This window comes from Deinococcus peraridilitoris DSM 19664 (genome assembly GCF_000317835.1).
Taxonomy (GTDB): Bacteria; Deinococcota; Deinococci; order Deinococcales; family Deinococcaceae; genus Deinococcus_A; species Deinococcus_A peraridilitoris.
Map to the genome: position 1 here is coordinate 3,207,176 of NC_019793.1, position 16,627 is coordinate 3,223,802.

The 16,627-nt window shown below is 65.7% G+C and carries 14 protein-coding genes; 9 read left to right on the forward strand and 5 right to left on the reverse strand.

The window, feature by feature from the left end; genetic code table 11:
• Positions 1–40: 40 nt before the first annotated feature.
• Positions 41–760 carry a YkgJ family cysteine cluster protein gene (locus DEIPE_RS15650; RefSeq protein ID WP_015236943.1) on the reverse strand — a complete coding sequence of 240 codons (720 nt, stop codon included), beginning with the start codon at positions 758–760 and terminating at the stop codon, positions 41–43.
• A 136-nt stretch (positions 761–896) separates the two neighbouring features.
• On the opposite strand from DEIPE_RS15650, the gene DEIPE_RS15655 reads away from it, so the two are divergent.
• The 6 genes from DEIPE_RS15655 (at position 897) to DEIPE_RS15680 (ending at position 6,929) form a co-directional block, all read left to right on the forward strand.
• A complete protein-coding gene (locus DEIPE_RS15655) occupies positions 897–1,895 on the forward strand; it encodes an HD-GYP domain-containing protein (protein WP_281167993.1) in 999 nt (332 codons plus the stop codon).
• Between the two features lie 153 nt (positions 1,896–2,048).
• Positions 2,049–2,858, forward strand: coding sequence for an aminoglycoside phosphotransferase family protein (locus DEIPE_RS15660; RefSeq protein WP_015236945.1), 810 nt, complete (start codon positions 2,049–2,051; stop codon positions 2,856–2,858).
• A 111-nt stretch (positions 2,859–2,969) separates the two neighbouring features.
• A complete protein-coding gene (gene upp, locus DEIPE_RS15665) occupies positions 2,970–3,593 on the forward strand; it encodes a uracil phosphoribosyltransferase (RefSeq protein WP_041231628.1) in 624 nt (207 codons plus the stop codon).
• A 38-nt stretch (positions 3,594–3,631) separates the two neighbouring features.
• Positions 3,632–4,771: an MraY family glycosyltransferase gene (locus DEIPE_RS15670; RefSeq protein WP_015236947.1), complete on the forward strand. Its 1,140-nt coding sequence runs from the start codon at positions 3,632–3,634 to the stop codon at positions 4,769–4,771.
• Positions 4,768–5,928 carry a non-hydrolyzing UDP-N-acetylglucosamine 2-epimerase gene (wecB, locus tag DEIPE_RS15675; RefSeq protein ID WP_015236948.1) on the forward strand — a complete coding sequence of 387 codons (1,161 nt, stop codon included), beginning with the start codon at positions 4,768–4,770 and terminating at the stop codon, positions 5,926–5,928. Before DEIPE_RS15670 ends, wecB begins: the two co-directional genes overlap by 4 nt.
• A gap of 95 nt (positions 5,929–6,023) precedes the next feature.
• Entirely contained in the window at positions 6,024–6,929 is a 906-nt protein-coding gene (locus DEIPE_RS15680) for a diacylglycerol/lipid kinase family protein (protein ID WP_015236949.1), read from the forward strand.
• Between the two features lie 269 nt (positions 6,930–7,198).
• Here the strand turns inward: DEIPE_RS15680 and DEIPE_RS22450 are convergent, their stop codons facing one another.
• The 3 genes from DEIPE_RS22450 to DEIPE_RS15695 all read right to left on the reverse strand — a co-directional run bounded on the left by DEIPE_RS22450 (position 7,199) and on the right by DEIPE_RS15695 (position 9,867).
• A complete protein-coding gene (locus tag DEIPE_RS22450; RefSeq protein ID WP_015236950.1) occupies positions 7,199–7,888 on the reverse strand; it encodes an alpha/beta fold hydrolase in 690 nt (229 codons plus the stop codon).
• Entirely contained in the window at positions 7,888–8,985 is a 1,098-nt protein-coding gene (locus DEIPE_RS15690; protein WP_015236951.1) for a Gfo/Idh/MocA family protein, read from the reverse strand. Before DEIPE_RS15690 ends, DEIPE_RS22450 begins: the two co-directional genes overlap by 1 nt.
• Positions 8,986–9,243: 258 nt before the next feature.
• A complete protein-coding gene (locus DEIPE_RS15695) occupies positions 9,244–9,867 on the reverse strand; it encodes a tetratricopeptide repeat protein (protein WP_015236952.1) in 624 nt (207 codons plus the stop codon).
• A gap of 214 nt (positions 9,868–10,081) precedes the next feature.
• On the opposite strand from DEIPE_RS15695, the gene DEIPE_RS15700 reads away from it, so the two are divergent.
• Complete coding sequence (locus DEIPE_RS15700) at positions 10,082–13,027, forward strand: prenyltransferase/squalene oxidase repeat-containing protein (protein ID WP_015236953.1); 2,946 nt, start codon at positions 10,082–10,084, stop codon at positions 13,025–13,027.
• Positions 13,028–13,185: 158 nt separating this feature from the next.
• On the opposite strand, the gene DEIPE_RS25410 is transcribed toward DEIPE_RS15700, so the two are convergent.
• Complete coding sequence (locus DEIPE_RS25410; RefSeq protein WP_342663272.1) at positions 13,186–13,578, reverse strand: GDCCVxC domain-containing (seleno)protein; 393 nt, start codon at positions 13,576–13,578, stop codon at positions 13,186–13,188.
• A 56-nt stretch (positions 13,579–13,634) separates the two neighbouring features.
• Between DEIPE_RS25410 and aceB the strand changes: the two genes are divergently transcribed.
• Both aceB and aceA read left to right on the forward strand, forming a co-directional pair.
• Positions 13,635–15,239, forward strand: a complete 1,605-nt coding sequence (aceB, locus tag DEIPE_RS15705) for a malate synthase A (protein WP_015236955.1) — start codon at positions 13,635–13,637, stop codon at positions 15,237–15,239.
• A gap of 39 nt (positions 15,240–15,278) precedes the next feature.
• Complete coding sequence (gene aceA, locus DEIPE_RS15710) at positions 15,279–16,571, forward strand: isocitrate lyase (protein ID WP_015236956.1); 1,293 nt, start codon at positions 15,279–15,281, stop codon at positions 16,569–16,571.
• Positions 16,572–16,627: the final 56 nt, after the last annotated feature.

Consider the following 16,627-nt stretch of genomic DNA (forward strand, 5'->3'; position numbering starts at 1 on the left):
GCGGCCCCAGGCCGCCCGGTGCGTTCCGTTGGAACGTTCCTTACTCGATCTGCACGATTTCAGGGTGGTACAGCCCGGCCTTGCGTAAGGCCCGGATGACCTTGCCCGGATCACGCTCCTGCAACGCCTTCACGAAATCCTCCTCGCGGGTCATGCAGACCAGAAACGCGAAGTCACCCCACAACTCGAAGCCCAGCTCGCGGCGCATCATGGCGCCGAACCTGTCCCAGGCCGGCAAGGAGAGATCCTCCAGCGGAGCGAGGTAATGCGAGTGACCGTCCATCGCGGGGTTTGTGCGCACTTCGCGCTGATAGTCGCGCCGCGCCTGACCCTTCAGCCCTTCCACACCACCCGGAGCGCACAACTGTGCCGGCAGGCCCGAGTAGGTGTCACGGCAGCGCGTGGGACGGTCGGCATACTGCGAGCAGCTTCCGGTGGCGCGGTCGAGTAGCGGGCAGAAGCCCACCTGCGAGCGGTGACCCCGCACGTACTCGTCGAGGTTCTTCGCGCAGTGGGCATTGGCCCAGACTTTCCGGGCGTGGGCGTGCATGTCGCGGTGCTGGTCTTCGCTCATGCTTTGCGCAATGGTGAGGGCTTCAGGCCAGCTGAGGCGAATGGGCATGTCGCAACAGCGAAAGCAGCCGCTGGCACAGTACACCCGGCCGCCACGTCCGGTGTAGGCGCTCAGCCAGGACCGGGCGCGTTCGTCGTAACGGGCGTATTGTTTTCGAACTTCACGCGCGGTGTCCTGAGCGTTCACAGCCTCCCACTATAAGCAGGCACACCACCCCGCGCGGTGAGCGAGGTCAGGTTCCGCTGCGCGTGCCTGCGCGGAAATGGCGTGCACGTGAAACCTCACCGCCAGGACGTGCGGGCCCGCGTATACTGGAGCAGACGTGTTCAGGAAACCCGCCAAACAACCTGCCGCCTCTTCTGCCGTGTCCGCTGGCATGGAGCCTGGGCGCCTTCTCAACGAACTCCTGGCGAAACCGACCCTGGAGGGGGTTCTGGAAAGTGCGTTGGCGCAGGCGGCAGAACTGGTGGGCGGCAACGTCAAGGCCTACGCCGTCGTGCGTCCTGGAGAAGACCGGGTAGCGGCGGTGTACCAGTACGATTACGAACTGGTCGGTCTGTCCCTCGCCGGACCGTGGTCGGCCGGCCGCTCGCGCGTCGTGGCCGACGGAGCTGCCGAACTGTTCGCGACCAATCCGCCAGAGGTGCGTGCCAAACTCGACGTGCTCGGCATGCGCGAGGCCAAAGCGAGCCTGATCGCGCCGCTGCGCGACCGCAACCGCTTTCTGGGCGCTGTGGTGCTCGACCGTTATTCGGCAGACACATTTACTTCGGTGCAGCTTGATGCGGTGTCCCGCTGGGCCGGCAGTATCACGCCCCTCGTGGCGCTGTTGGAAGGCCAAGAGGAAGCCAGAGCCCTTTCGCGCCAGCTGACCACCGTCTTCGTTGAGTCCGTCGAGTCGCTCGACTTCGATACGGTCGGCCATGCCCGCCGGGTGACCGAGGTCGCAGGGAAGCTGGGGCGCGCCGTCGGCCTGACCGAGCGTGAACTGGATGAACTCTGGTACGCGGCGATGCTGCACGACCTGGGCAAGCTGCATGGCAGCGAAGGACATGCGCTCATCGGGGCCAATCTGCTGCATGACGTACCACAACTTGCCGGCGCACAGCTCGGCGTGCGCCACCATCACGAGCGCTGGGACGGTTTTGGCGAACCCGACCGCCTGGCCGGCGAGGAAATCCCGCTAATCGCGCGCATCGTGGCCGTGGCCGATACCTTCGTGCGCAAGGGCGAGAGCGCCTCGTTTGCCAGCGAGGGTGGAAAGACCCTGGACCCCCGACTGGTCACGGCCTTCGAAACTTTGGTGCGCGCCGAGGTCTGAGCGGCAGGTCCGGTCACATGAACCTCTGGCGAGGCGCCAGAGGTTTTTCGCGCTGTGTGGTTTCACCCTACGTGGTCGCCCGGGTGAGCCGGAGGCCGGTCAGCTGGGACCGGCGCGAACAAGACGACGCCCAAGCACCCCAAACCCACTATGATGAAGCGTGTGACCAACGGCGTGGCCCACCTTCCAACCGTAGAACGGCTCTGCGGGCCGCTGGAGCGCCTGGGTGGAGGTGCTCACAGCCGGGTGTACCAGGCGGGCGAGTACGTTGTGAAGGTCTACCGCAATTTTCTGGGCTGGCACGCCCTGGAAGCAGCCAACATGCGCCGCGCGGGTCTCGGTGAGTGGGTCGTCAAGACACTGGAAGCTGACGGTGCCCAAATTCTGATCATGCGGCGTTTTCCCGGGCGCCCGGTGAGGGCCGAAGACATTCCCGGTGCGCTGCCGTACATCCAGCATTTCCTGCAGAACCTGCACGCACCAAAGGAAGGGGTTGTCAACCTTGCGCGCCTCAACGAGCGCTTGCAGCGTTTCCGGGGCGCACTGAGCGCCTACCAGCTCGACGATCTCTTCGAGGCGGTGGAAACGCCACTGCGGCGCGGTGAGCTCGCCGCGCCGGCCAGCTACTGCCATTTGGATCTGTGGTCGGACAACGTCCTGGTCTCAGAGCGCGGCGAAGTGCTGGTGATCGACTGGACCCGCGCGGCCTTCGACGATCCCATCCGCGACATTTCACTGTTCAAAACCGGCACCCTCGATTTGTGCACGCCCGCGCAGAGCATGGAGCTGGCGCTGCGCCTGCTGCCTGACGAAGAGCGCGCGCTGGTGCGCTTGCGCGCCTACCTTGCCCATACCTACCTGCACGATCTGTACTGGTTTTTGATGCGTGAACCCTACGATTTCGAAGCGCAGCGCGCCGTGAAGGTGCCGCGCGCGCGGCACGCCCTGGAATTCCTGAGCTGAAGTGCCACCCTGCTGATGAGCGGCAAGCACCGGGCACTTTGCTCTAACATACGGTCGATGTCCGGCCTCCATGCACAAGACACCACCTCCCAGAGTTCTGGACCCCAGCACCTGGTGACCGTCGTAAGCCATCCACTCGTACAGCACAAGCTTTCCCTGATGCGCGACATTCACACGGGTCCGAAGGAATTCCGGGAGCTGGCCGCCGAGGTGACCTTGCTGCTGGCCTACGAAGCGATGCGTGACCTCGAAACCGAAGCCGTGACGCTGGAGACGCCCATTCAGAAAGGCGAATTTCCCATGCTGGCCGGCAAGAAACTGGCCGTGGTGGCCATCTTGCGTGCCGGGCTCATCATGAGTGACTCGATCCTGCGTCTCGTACCGGCGGCGCGCGTCGGGCACATCGGGTTGTACCGTGACCCCGAGACGCTGCGGCCCGTTGCCTACTACAACAAGTTGCCACAGGACATCGCCGAGCGCCGGGTGTTCCTGCTTGACCCGATGCTGGCCACGGGGGGCAGCGCGGTGGCGGCCATTGATACCCTCAAGGCAGCGGGCGCCCTGAGCGTCAAGCTGCTCTCGGTGCTGGCGGTGCCCGAAGGCATTGCGCGGGTTCACGCGTCGCACCCCGACGTTGAGATCGTTACCGCCGCCGTGGATGAGCGGCTCAACGATCACGGATACATTGTTCCCGGCCTGGGTGACGCGGGCGACCGGATTTACGGCACGAAGTGAAACGCCAGCACACCCTGGGCACAAGAGAGAGTTGATTCATGGACGTTTTTCCGTTTCTTCGTTCGCTGGGTATCGCCGATCCGCTGGGAATCGGTTTCCTCAGCGTGGTGCTCACCTTCGTGAGTGCGTGGGTGTTCACGCACCGCTTCGTGCCCCGCGTGCGTGATTACGCGATCAAGGTCGGTTGGGCCGATTTGCCCAACGAACGGCGTCTTAACAAGGCGCCCCTGCCGAATGCCGGCGGGCTGGCGATTTTCGCCGGGTTCATCATTCCGGTCGTGATCGTGTGGGCGCTGCGTCCCATCGGAGTCACCGAGGTGCAGGTGCAGGTGCTGGCGATCCTGCTGGGCGCAACCCTGATGGTCATGCTGGGATTTATCGATGACCAGTTTACGTTGCCTCCGCTGTTCCGCCTGGGCATGCAGACCGTGGCGGCCCTGCTGCTGGTCCTCAACGGGCTGAGCATCGAACTGCTCGCGCTGCCGTTTTTGCCTGTCATTCCAGTAGGTCTGCTCGAGCCATTCAATATCTTCTTCACGCTGCTGTGGATCGTCGGGATCACCAACGCCTTCAACCTGCTCGACGGCGTGGACGGGGTGGTGGGCGGGATCGGCTTTATCGCCAGCGTGGTGATGCTGGCAGTCGCTGCACAGTTCCCGGACCGCGGCAGCGCGGTGGTGCTGCTGGCCGGTCTTGCCGGCGCAGCGCTCGGATTTCTGCGGCACAACTTCAATCCCAGCCGCATCATCATGGGCGACGGCGGCGCTTACCTGTTCGGGTATACCCTGGCCGCCATCAGCCTGCTGGGCACACTGAAAGTCAGCGCCGGTACGTCGTTGCTGGCGCCGCTGCTGTTTCTGGCACTGCCGATCATCGATACCACCCAGGTGATCGTCGGGCGCCTGCTGCGGGGTCAGAATCCCCTCAGCACTCCCGACAAGACCCACATTCACCACCGCCTCTTCGCGCGTTACGGAGCGCGGGGCGCCGCCGTGATCATCTGGGCCATCACGCTGGGATTCAACATCGTCGGCATGCTGGCCCAGGGCATTCCGGCGCAGGTGATCTTCTTCGTGACCCTTGGCGTGGGGGGCTGTCTGACCTGGGTTGCGCTGCGCCGCGTGCGTGCGCTGCGTCTCGAAGAGTCGCACGTGACCGTCAAGGAGGCCGTGAAATGACCGCTGACCACACTGTGAAAAATGTTGTGGTGGCCTTTGGTACGCGGCCCGAAGCCACCAAGATGGCGCCGGTGATCGAGGCGCTGGATCGTCAGGAAGGTCTGCGGGTGACGGTGCTGGTGACCGGTCAGCAGCGCGAACAGCTGGACTCGGCGCTCGCGGTGTTCGGCCTGACTCCACACGCGGACCTGAACGTCATGACCGAGCGTCAGACCCTCAGCGACCTGACCGGGCGCATCGTTCCGCAGGCGGCGCGCAAACTGCGCGAGCTGCAGGCGGACATGGTGCTGGTGCACGGCGACACCACCACGACCTTCTGCATGGCCTACGCGGCCTTTGTCGAGGGCGTGGCCGTCGGGCACGTGGAAGCGGGCCTGCGCAGCGGCAGCATGACCGAGCCCTTTCCTGAGGAAGCCAACCGCAAGCTGACAAGCGTACTGACCACCCTCGACTTTGCCCCCACTTCACTGAGCCGCGATAACCTGCTGCGCGAAGGCAAGACGCCAGGCGGCATTTTCGTGACGGGCCAGACGGCCGTCGACGCAGTGCGCGCCGTGGCGGCACGCGCCGAGTTGCGCGCCTCGTGGCGTGGCAAGCGGCTGGTGGCCGTCACCATGCACCGGCGCGAGAATTTACCCGTGATGCGCGAGTTGGCCCTGGCCTTGCGTGACGTGGCCCTGAATCACCCCGAGCGCCACTTCGTGTACCCGGTGCACCTCAATCCGGCCGTGCGTGAAGCCGTAACGCCCGTGCTGTCCGGTCTGGCGAATTTTGAGCTGACCGAACCGCTCGCGTATGACGAGATGAGCGCACTCATGGCGGCTTCCGACCTGCTCGCCACCGATTCGGGCGGCCTGCAGGAGGAAGGTGCCAGCCTCGGTGTGCCGGTGGTGGTGCTGCGCAACGTCACCGAGCGTCCGGAAGGCGTCGAGGCCGGTGTGCTCCGGCTGGCCGGCACCGAGCGCGCCCAGGTGAGCCGGGTGCTGGAAGCCTTGCTCTCGAATGAAGGTGAACTGGCACACATGCGCGGTCGGCCGAATCCATACGGTGACGGACAGGCCAGCGAGCGCATCGCCCGGGCAGTCGCCTGGCATTTCGGATTGGGGAAGCGTCCCGGGGATTGGCAGGTTGCCAGCGCGGCAGTCCATCCGTCGTGAAGATCTGACTGTGCGGCCTGCCCGTCAGGGCGCCGCCTGGAACCCACGCGATTGATGAAGGCATTTGCCTGCATTGGTGTCATTTTGGAGGACGCATGTCGATGACCGAAGGCCAGGCGCCCCCCTCGTTTGCCGTGGTACTCAATCCGCACGCCGGTCGCGGTGTGGCCTTGCGGGCCTGGCCCCGTCTGGAGCGCGAGCTTCAGGCGCGTGGACTCCGCTTCGACCTGATCCTGGCGACCACGCCGGAAGACGCGCTGCTGCGGGTGGCCAGACTGCCCTTCTGCCAGAGCGTGCTGGCCGTGGGCGGTGACGGTACCGTCCGGGCGCTGCTGCCGGCACTGGTCGGTACGGGCCGGGCGCTCGGGATCGTGCCGCTGGGCAGCGGCAACGATTTTGCCGGAATGCTGGGCTTGCGGTCCGGGAATTTCCGGCAGGCGCTCGACCGTCTGGCAGCAGCGCCTCGGGCAGTGGACGCCTTATGGGTCGACGCCGGGCAGGGGCGTACGTTTGTGCTCAATGGTTTCGGCATGGGATTTGACGCGCTGGTTGCGTCGCTGATGCTTCAGACTCCCGCCCGTCTGAACGGTTTCTCGCGCTACGCCTGGGGTGCCCTGCGAGGAGTGCGCTCGCTCTATCACCACCAGGTGGAAGTGACCCTGGACAGCGCACTGATGTACCGTGGTCCCTCGCCGTTGGTGGCCGTCATGAACGGCACCCGCTACGGAGGAGGGTTCCAGATTTCGCCGGAATCCGACGCGCGTGATGGTCGGCTCGATGTCGTGCTGGCGTCGCGTCTCAGCCGGGGTCAGCTGACCTTGCTGATGGGCAGCGTGTTGCGTGGCGCCCACCTCGACGATCCCCGGGTCCGCTGTGGCCGGGGACGTGAGGTGCGCGTTTCGTGGAGTGTTCCCACCCACCTGCACCTTGATGGTGATGTGGGCGGTGAAGTGTCGAGTGTCAGCGCCGGTGTGCAGCCGGGCGCGGTGCTGCTGTACTGAACTTGTTGTCCTGGACCCGGCGGTCTATTCCGGCGATCGCAACTCAGGCGGGGTGCAGGGCTTCGGCCCGGTGCGCTTCCTGCTGGAGGTCGACGGTTTCGGCGGTGAAGTGGGGCCACTTTGTTCGCCCGAGAGTGTTCGCCGGGAAGTGTTCACCCGAAAGTGAAATCTGCTGACCCCGCCGTCCTGATGGGCGATTCACAAGCCTTTTCCGTGCGCCGTGCCGCTGTGGCTGCGCCACTTCACCCGAGTGCCGACTTTGGGATGATTTACGCGCGGGCCTCCTTCACCAGATTGTTGCTCCAGTGCAACAGCTGGCGCGTAAGTGGGCCCGGGGCCTGCAGCGGCAACAGCGGGCTTTCGGGCGCCAGAGTCTGGATGCTCGCCTGAGGAAGACTCGGTACGGGGGAATCGTTATCCGAGACGATCAGCACGGGCAGCGAGACGGGCACGTCGGGAAGCCTGGGTGGTTCCTCGGCCTGGTCCAGCCAGGCGTTCCAGGCCTCTTTCGAAGCGCGCAGGCCGTCGAGTATCAGATTTTCCAGGTCTCGCTCGTCGGGCGCTGAGCCAAGGACGGCGGCGTAATGGGCACGCAAGGCGTCGGGGTTGCCGTGCGCGGTGCGCAGACGTGCCACGGTCTCCGGGTCTGCCCGCCAGGCAGGATGGACGAGTGCCACGCCCAGCAGACCGGGCGGCTGGCGTGCGGCCAGTTCGAGCGCCACGAGCGCGCCCAGCTCACGGCCCACCAGCACGAAATCCCGATGCCCGGCGTGCCCGATGGCCCCAGCGATCACCTCGGCCATCTCGCTCACGCTGCACGCGCCCTGCGCGGCGCAGGTTCCGAAGCCCGGCAGATCGGGGTGCAGCGAGCGCACGCCTGCGAGCTGCTCGGCCACGTGAACCCACTCACGGCTGGACGTGCCAAAGCCGTGCAGCAGCACGAAGGTCGGTTCGACCATCACTGCTCGCCGCCTGATCTGGCCGAGTCGGGCAACTCTCCACGAAAGACGTCGAGTCCGTCGATCTGTTCGAGAGCGACCGGACGTTGTTCCTGCGCGCTTTGATAAATCGCGGCCATGATGCGCTGGTCTTGCAGACCTTCCTCGCCCGGCGTGAAAGGCGTCTTGTTCTGCAGAATGCACTGCGAGAAATGGTCGATTTCCAGCGTGAACTGGTCTTCTTCGTCCATGTTGAGTTCCTCGCGTCCGGAGGCGCGCTCGACTTCCAGCCGCAGGCCCTGGTACGCGTAGGCCGGGTCCATGCTGAGCCAGCCTTCCTTGCCGAACACCCGCAGGTAGCGAATGGTCTGCACGTTGTACGACGTGAGGCAGCTCGCCAGGATCCCGCCGGGAAAGCGCATGGTCCAGGCGAGGCTTTCCTCGACCTCCTGAAAGCGCTCCTCTCCCTGGGGCTGGTACAGCGTGGCGCTGACTTCCTGAGGTTCGCGGCCCAGCAGGAAGCGCAGGGTATTGAGGCAGTACAGACCGATGTCCGGAAGAGGTCCGCCTCCGGCGAGATCGCGTTTGAGGCGCCAGGCACCGGCGTCGTCCTCCATCTGGCCATGCACGCTGTCCATCACCCGGATGTCACCGAGGTCGCCCTCCTGCACCAGGCGCCGTGCCTGCCAGTGTTGTGGGGTGTACTGACAGCGGTAGGCGATCATCAGTTTGACCCCCGCGACGCGGCAGGCCTGCACCATCGCTTCGGCGTCCTCCACGGTGGTGGCCATGGGTTTCTCGCACAGAACGTGCTTGCCGGCCTGGGCGGCACGCTCGGTCTGCTCGCGGTGCAGGCTGTTGGGCGTGACGATGTACACCGCGCCGATGTCCTGCCGCTGGGCCAGTTCGTCGAGCTGGTCGTAAGTGAAGACGTCCTGTGAGGTCAATCCATAACCGGCGGCGATGCGCTCGGTTTCCGCACGGTCACCGCTGACCAGGGCGGCCAGGCGCGAGAAGCGTGAAAGCGCAAAGGCCGGCAGCAGTTCGGCAGTGGTCAACTCTCCCACGCCGATGACCGCGTAGCCGACCCGCTCCTGTGGGGGAAGTGGCGTACTCATCGCGTTCCCTGCTCCGGTGTGACGCGTGGGGCGGTGGATGGTGCGGTGAGCAGCCAAAGGCAGGACACCGGGCAGGTGACAGGAAACCGAATCATGGTTTTACCTTGCGGTCTCATGCCAGGTGGTCCCGCTGATTGCCTTACCGTTTCAAGGAACGCTCAAGCGCCGCTGAGTTGGCCGCATGGGCGCGGCCTTGGGTGCACCGCTCACGCAAGACACCAGAAAGGGGCAGCGAACGATGACGACAGGCTTCTTTTGTCACCGCTTGAGCTCGGCGAGCAGACGACGGGCCGCTTCCAGATCGCGCTGCTCCCAGAAGGTACGCGCGGGCAGCACCACTGCCCGCTCCAGTACGGCAACCGCACTGGGTTTGTTGCGCCGGTTGACCTTCATGAGGGCCTGGGCGTATTCCAGACGGTGCTTGACCATCTGCGGCTCGAGCTGGATGGCCTTCTCGAAGTTCGGCTGAACCTGCGCCTTATTGCCTCCGGCAAACAGGGAGACCTCGGCGTTCCACTGTCCCAGCGCCACGTACGCCGCGGCATGACGTGGATTGAGTTCAATGGTCCGGCCGAGGTCGCTTTTGACCTCGCTGGCGAGGGCCAGCCCGTCAAAGATACCTTTGAACGGCATCAGCTGCGCACCGGCGCGCGCCCGCTCGAAGTAGGCCTCCGCCGAATTCGCATTGAGCTCGATGGCTTTCTGGGCGTACATGAGCGACTTTTCGAGCAGGGCTTTCTGTTGTTCCTCGGATACCAGCGCGGCACCAAGGGTGGTGGCTTTGGCGGCCAGCACGAAACCTTCCGGGCCGGCGTGTGCCAGTGCAGCGTCGACTGCGCCTTTCACGTCGCCTTTGTCGAGCAAACTCTGTCCGTCTTCCAAAAGGCCCGCCCAACACGAGCCCTGCCCGGCCAGGATGGCGGTCAGAACGAGGCATGGCCTGAGGTTCCGTCGTTTGCGCTGTGAAGACAACTTATGGGAAGTATACCGTATTGCTCTTTCCAGCCATGCGGAACCGGTGGCGGGCAAGGCACGGAAACACCATCAATCGAGACGACCTGGCGTGACCCTGAATGTGAACGCGCTATAAAGAAGTGTGTCGCAGCCCGACTGGCTTTCGCTGCTGGCCCCCTTGCGGGCCCGCGGAAAGGGGAGCCTGCGTTCGCTGGAGCAGGCCATGCGGGCTCGTGGGGCGAGCCCGCATGCGGTGCGCAACCTCGTGTACCGGGGAGTGGGCGCGGAGGGTGACCGTCTGGCGCTGTTTTCCATCCTGCGGGAACTCCATCAGGAAATCGGGCTCGCCCCACCACAGGCCGTGCATTCTCAGGCGCCGGCAGAACTGTCCCTGCTGGGACGCGAAAAGCGCCGGGCCTACCGGCAGTTTCTGGCCGGAGTGCGCGCCGGGCGCGCGCCCCGATTGATCGTGACGGGCCGCGCCGGAACCGGCAAGACCCTGCTGATCGAGCATTTGGAGCGTGAACTGCTGCGCGGTGATCTGGTGCCGGGTGTCACGCGGCTGCTGCTCGGTGACGAGGCCGCCCCAGCCCTGATCGAGCATGGCGCCGAGAGCCTACGTGGCCTGCACGCCGGGCTGCCCTACAGCGTGCAGGCCGAACTGCAGGCCCAGGGTGCGCGCGAAGTCTGCCAGAAACTGCAAGGCGTGCTGCTGTTGCGGGTAGTGAGCGGGGTGTTGAAGGGCACGCCGCCTCGCCTGCCCGACGGCACCCAGACCACGCTGCCCGACTGGGCTCTGCGTTACCTGTTTCAAGAACTGCCGCCCGGCGTCGCGGCGCTGCTGGCCCTGCAGGACGCAGATGATCTTTCCGGTGAGCACACGGCGGAGGTGATCGTCCTCAAGCCACCCACCACCGAGGAATCACGGCGTTTTCTGCTGTCACGCGCGGCCCTCGCGCCGCAGGAAGCCGACGAGGTCTTGCGCGCTGCGGGGCGCAACCTGGACCGTCTGGCGCTGCTGGCTGCGGTTCACGGTCTCAAGCCGCTCCCGGGCAAGCGCGCGGCGACCGAGGACGCCGCGCGCGATCAGCAACTTGCGCAGCGCATTCTGGCCGATCCGGACGTTCTCGACCTGATCGTCGCCCTGTGCGCCAGCTTGCCGGACGGCGAAACCAGCGTCCGGCGAGACGTACTGGAAGCTGCGCTGGGGCGTCCGCTGACGCGGCTTCCGCCGCATGCCCGCGCGTTGCTGGAAGAAATCAACGCGCAAGAGCCCAGGCCTGTCTCCAGGGCGCTCGTGCCCGCCGTACGTGACCGGCTGGACGAAACAGCCCTGCGCGCCGCACACGAACGCGCGGCGCGTGCCTACGGAGAAGCGGCACGCCATGACGCGGGGGCGCGGCGTGTCCTGGAAGCGCGGCGTCTGTGGCACCTGACCGAGGCCGGCGCCTGGAATGACGTGGTGGCCATGGCCACTGGCGCCGGGAGCCGGGGTGACCTCATCGCGGGCGTATGGCCCCGGGTTCGTCGACAACTGCGAGGAGACGCCCGTCTGACGCTCGCGCAGACCACCGTGCGGCACTACGCTTCGCTGGGCCGGTACGATCATCCTGACGCGCGAGACGCGCTCAGCGTGCTGCTGGAGGCACCTGACGCCCTGGTGCGCGCCTGGGCGCGGCTCAAGCTGGCCGAAAGCGCGGTGGACCGTGGGGCATTCGATGCCGCAGGTGCACAACTCGATACGTCTGATGTTCAGGACGCCCTGTCCTGTGGTGGAAGTGAGGCGGGCGCGAGCGAACTGCGTGCCGACGCCGCCCTCGTTCGGGCGGCCATTGCACGCTGGCGTGGCGACGTCAGCGGCGCGGCGGGCGCCTGCGACGAAGCGCTCGCCGCTGCACCTGCCGCGTCGCTTGACCGGGTGCGCTTATGGCGAGGTCTGATTGCCAAGGACCGCGGTGACTGGAACGAGGCGCTGAGAGACCTCTCGGCGGTCTCACAGGGCGAGGGATCAGGCCACACCAGCGATCCGTTGCTGCGCGCCCGGGCCCGTTACCAGGAAGGTGATCTGCGCCTGCGGCTCGGTCAGCCGGTCACGGCCGAGGCGGCCCTTTCGCAGGCGCTTGCGGCCCTGACCCGTGAAGGCGCCCCGGCAGACGAACGTGCCCGCGTGCAGGCACGACTTGGCACTGCGCTTCGCCGGCTGGGGCGGGTCGGGGAAGCGCGGGCGCACTTGTCCGAAGCGGCTGGCTTGCTGCCTGACCTGGAGCCCGTCGTGACCGCGCGGGTGCTGAGTGAGGCGGTGCCAGTCGATCTGGCCCTGAACCGCCCCGACGCCGGCCTGAGAGGCGCCACGGCGGCGCTGGCGTGGCTGGAGCGCCCTTCGGAACGCAGCGCAGAAGCCGCATATCGGGCGCGGCGCGCCCGGTACCGCATTGCGCTCTCCTACCTGACGCGCGGTTTGGGGCGTCCCTACCTGCCACCCCTGCCCGGTGCGCGGTGGGACAATGCAGATCTGCAGCGCGCCCGTGAGTTGCTCGACAACACCCTGGCCGTGTTGGGTGAGGGTGCGGACCGGGACTGGACACTGCGCTTCGACGCCTATCTCAGCCGTGCGCTTGCCGAGTGTGATCCGGGCAAGGCCGCCGACGACATCACCCGCGCACTCGAACTGGTCGATCATCCGTATGCCGAGGCGCAGGTACGTGCCGCCCGGGCGGAGGTGTGGCTGCGCGCCGGAAACGCCGAGCGCGCACTGGGCGAGGTCAACCGCGCCCACACGCTGCTGCGTCGTGTGGCTTTGGGCACCGAGCCCGATCCGGGATTGTGGGCTGCGCTGCTGGCCCTGGAGACCCGCGCGAGCCTGCTCGACGGCGCACCCGCGGGCCCTACCCTGCGCTGGTTGCGTGAAGCGCTGCGTGAGCCGCTCTTGACGCCCTTCCGGGAAGGGGTCCTGCGCGAGGCGGGCGAGGCTCTGGAGGGGCTGGGACTGGCCGCCTCGCGCGAACTGTTGCGCGAAGTCGGACTTCCCCGGTACCTGGATGATCTGCGTCCCGCAGACGCCCTGCGCCAGCTTTCCTTCGGTTCCTGAAACGAGGGTGTAGGCGTCGATCCCACGCGTTCAGGTCGAGGACTTGTCCCGCCTTCCTTTGAAAGAGGCCCAAGCCAGTGAGGCACTGTCGTTTCTCGCTATTTTCGGCGCCCAGAGCGCTTCGAAGGTATTTTGAGGATTGACTGTCTCACCAGCATTCACGGGTGGTACTGGCTGCGCCTTGCCCGGGAGGGCGGGGTACTCGAGCCGTAAGAACAAAAGACACAGCAGTTGCCGGTGAGTGGCTTGTGCACCTCCTGGCAGGGTTCACATTCGTAGAAGTACACGCAGGCGTCCAGAGGCGCGTTCGCTGCCTGCCCGTGTCTGCCGGCCGGGCAATTCAGGTCGGAGTTCGGCATGGTCCATTCTCGCGCTGCGTGGTGTACCAGGAGTGATTTTGGTACACCACCCCTGGTTTCGCTGACACGGCGGCTGATGGTGTGGTGTTCCGCTGACACCGACCCACTTCGCTCGGTCAGGCTGGCACCATACCTCACAAGCGAGGGCCAACACCCGTTCCTGTCCGTGAAGCAGGCCCGCAGGGCGCACATCGGGCGCCCAGCCTTTCGCTCGGCTTCACCGGAGTGCTCACTCCAGGAGGTAGGACATGACCACACTCGACATCAGCGATCAAAGCGTTTGCGGTGCACAGCAGGTACTGACACCGCCCGCCCTGCGTTTCGTGGCCGAACTCGAAAAGCAGTTCGGTGAGCGGCGCCGGATGCTGCTGCGCGCCCGCCAGGATCGCCAGATCCGCCTTGACCGGGGTGAACGCCCGAATTTCCTGGCGGAAACCCGGCACGTGCGCGAAGGCAACTGGCGCGTCGTCCCGCCGCCCACAGACCTGCTCGACCGGCGGGTGGAAATCACTGGACCCGTGGACCGCAAGATGATCATCAACGCGCTCAACAGCAGCGCACAGGTGTTCATGGCCGATTTCGAGGACGCCACCAGCCCCACCTGGGAGAACGTGATGGCCGGACAGGCCAACCTGATGGACGCCGTGCGCCGGACCCTCACCCTGGAGACCGGCAGCAAGAGTTACCGTCTGAACGATAGGACGGCCACGCTGTTCGTGCGCCCGCGCGGCTGGCATCTGGAGGAGGCCCACGCCACGTTGCGCGGTCAGCGTATTTCCGCCAGCCTGTTCGACTTCGGGCTGTACTTCTTTCACAACGCCCAGGAACTGCTTGAGCGTGGCAGTGGGCCTTACTTTTACCTGCCCAAGCTCGAAAGCCACCTGGAAGCGCGCTTGTGGAATGACATCTTCAATTTTGCCGAAGACGCCCTGCAGCTTCCCCGTGGCACCATCCGCGCCACCGTGCTGATCGAAACGATCCTGGCCGCCTTCGAGATGGACGAAATTCTCTACGAGCTGCGCGAGCATTCCGCCGGACTCAACTGCGGTCGCTGGGACTACATCTTCAGCGTCATCAAGAAGCTGCGCGCCGACCCCCGCTTCGTGCTGCCCGACCGCTCCCAGGTCACCATGACCGACGGCATGATGCGCTCGTACTCACGTCTGGCCATCCAGACCTGCCACAGGCGAGGGGCCCACGCGATGGGCGGCATGAGCGCCTTCATTCCGGTCAAGAACGACGAGGCCGCCAACGACCGTGCCTTCGCGCAGGTGCGCGCCGACAAGGAACGCGAAGCGAGCGACGGGCACGACGGCACCTGGGTTGCCCACCCCGCCCTGGTGCCCGTGGCACGTGAGGTCTTTGACCGGCTGATGCCCACCCCCAACCAGATTGACCGCTGCAGTGACTACCGCATTCAGCCGGGCGAGCTGCTGCGTGTGCCCGACGGGTACGTCACCGCGCGCGGGGTGCACAGCAACGTTTCGGTGGCGCTGCAGTACCTCGCCGCGTGGCTGGGCGGGCAGGGTGCCGTGCCCATCAACAACCTGATGGAAGACGCCGCCACCGCCGAGATTTCGCGTGCACAGCTGTGGCAGTGGGCGCGTCACCGTGCCTGTACCGACGACCGCGAGCGCGTGACCGGCGCGCGCGTGCAGCGCCTCATTGACGAAGAACGCGCGGGACTGACCGTCCGGCACCCACACTTCTCGGCGTTCTACCAAGAAGCGGCCGAACTGCTGCGCGAACTCACCGAGGCCGAGGCGTTTCCCGAGTTCCTGACGCTCGCCGCCTATGAACGCCTCAACCGCCTGCACGACCACAAGAGCACTGCCAGCAGCGCTGCCGACTGACCCTCTCTCGCCCCCCTCTTCTTTGTAAAGGAGCACACCATGACGAACCCCATGACCTACGACCAGATTCTCGAGAAAACCTGGCAGGGCGATCCCCGCTGGCAAGGCATTCAACGGGACTACACCGGTGCCGACGTCGTGAAGCTGCGCGGCAGCCTGCTGATTGAACACACCCTCGCCAAAGTGGGCGCCGAGAAGCTCTGGAAACTGTTGCACGATGAGCCTTTCGTGAACGCACTCGGGGCCCTAACGGGCAATCAGGCGATGCAGCAGGTCAAGGCGGGTCTCAAGGCCGTCTACCTGTCAGGATGGCAGGTCGCCGCTGACGCCAACAATGCCGGCCAGATGTACCCCGACCAGAGCCTGTACCCGGCCAGCAGCGTGCCCGACGTCGTGCGCCGCATCAACCGCACCCTGCAGCGCGCCGACCAGATTGCGCACCTGGAAGGGGACACCAGCGTCGACTACTTCGCGCCGATCGTCGCCGACGCCGAAGCCGGCTTTGGTGGACCGCTCAATGCCTTCGAGCTGATGAAGTCGATGATCGAGGCCGGCGCGGCCGGTGTGCACTTCGAGGACCAGTTGGCGAGCGAGAAGAAATGCGGTCACCTGGGCGGCAAGGTGCTGGTGCCCACCCAGCACTTCATCCGCACCCTCAACGCGGCACGCCTCGCGGCGGACGTACTGGGGGTACCGACCCTGCTGGTGGCCCGCACCGACGCCGACGCAGCAGACCTGCTGACCAGCGACGTGGACGAGCGCGACCACCAGTTCATCGTGCAGGGTGAACGCACACCGGAGGGTTTTTTCCGCGTCCGGCCCGGCATCGACCAGGCCATCGCGCGCGGGCTGGCCTACGCCCCCTATGCCGATCTGATCTGGTGCGAAACCAGCACTCCGACCCTGGAAGAAGCCCGACGTTTTGCCGAGGCCATTCACGCCGAGTTTCCCGGAAAGCTGCTGGCCTACAACTGCTCGCCGAGTTTCAACTGGAAAAAGAATCTCGACGACGAGACCATTGCCCGATTCCAGCGTGAACTGGGCGCCATGGGGTACAAGTTCCAGTTCATCACGCTGGCCGGTTTTCATTCGCTCAACCTGTCGATGTTCGAATTGGCGCACGGCTACCATCGGCGCCAGATGAGCGCCTTCGTGGAGCTGCAGGAGCGTGAGTTCGCTGCTCAGGAACGCGGTTTCACGGCCGTCAAGCACCAGCGCGAGGTGGGCACCGGCTATTTTGATGCGGTCAGCCTGGCCGTTTCAGGCGGCAGGAGCAGCACGGTGGCCATGAAGGGCAGCACCGAAGCGGCGCAGTTTGCCGCCGCCGACTGAATTTCAGGTCGTTGAAGGAGCAAGGGACGCATTCACGCGTCCCTTGCTCGTGGGCA

What these genes read in the sequence shown, in the direction of transcription:
- aceB (WP_015236955.1), top strand. Translation starts at nt 13,635, where the DNA reads ATGACCACACTCGACATCAGCGATCAAAGCGTTTGCGGTGCACAGCAG.
- DEIPE_RS15670 (WP_015236947.1), top strand. Translation starts at nt 3,632, where the DNA reads ATGGACGTTTTTCCGTTTCTTCGTTCGCTGGGTATCGCCGATCCGCTG.
- DEIPE_RS15660 (WP_015236945.1), top strand. Translation starts at nt 2,049, where the DNA reads ATGAAGCGTGTGACCAACGGCGTGGCCCACCTTCCAACCGTAGAACGG.
- wecB (WP_015236948.1), top strand. Translation starts at nt 4,768, where the DNA reads ATGACCGCTGACCACACTGTGAAAAATGTTGTGGTGGCCTTTGGTACG.
- DEIPE_RS22450 (WP_015236950.1), bottom strand. Translation starts at nt 7,888, where the DNA reads ATGGTCGAACCGACCTTCGTGCTGCTGCACGGCTTTGGCACGTCCAGC.
- DEIPE_RS15690 (WP_015236951.1), bottom strand. Translation starts at nt 8,985, where the DNA reads ATGAGTACGCCACTTCCCCCACAGGAGCGGGTCGGCTACGCGGTCATC.
- DEIPE_RS25410 (WP_342663272.1), bottom strand. Translation starts at nt 13,578, where the DNA reads ATGTGCGCCCTGCGGGCCTGCTTCACGGACAGGAACGGGTGTTGGCCC.
- DEIPE_RS15680 (WP_015236949.1), top strand. Translation starts at nt 6,024, where the DNA reads ATGTCGATGACCGAAGGCCAGGCGCCCCCCTCGTTTGCCGTGGTACTC.
- aceA (WP_015236956.1), top strand. Translation starts at nt 15,279, where the DNA reads ATGACGAACCCCATGACCTACGACCAGATTCTCGAGAAAACCTGGCAG.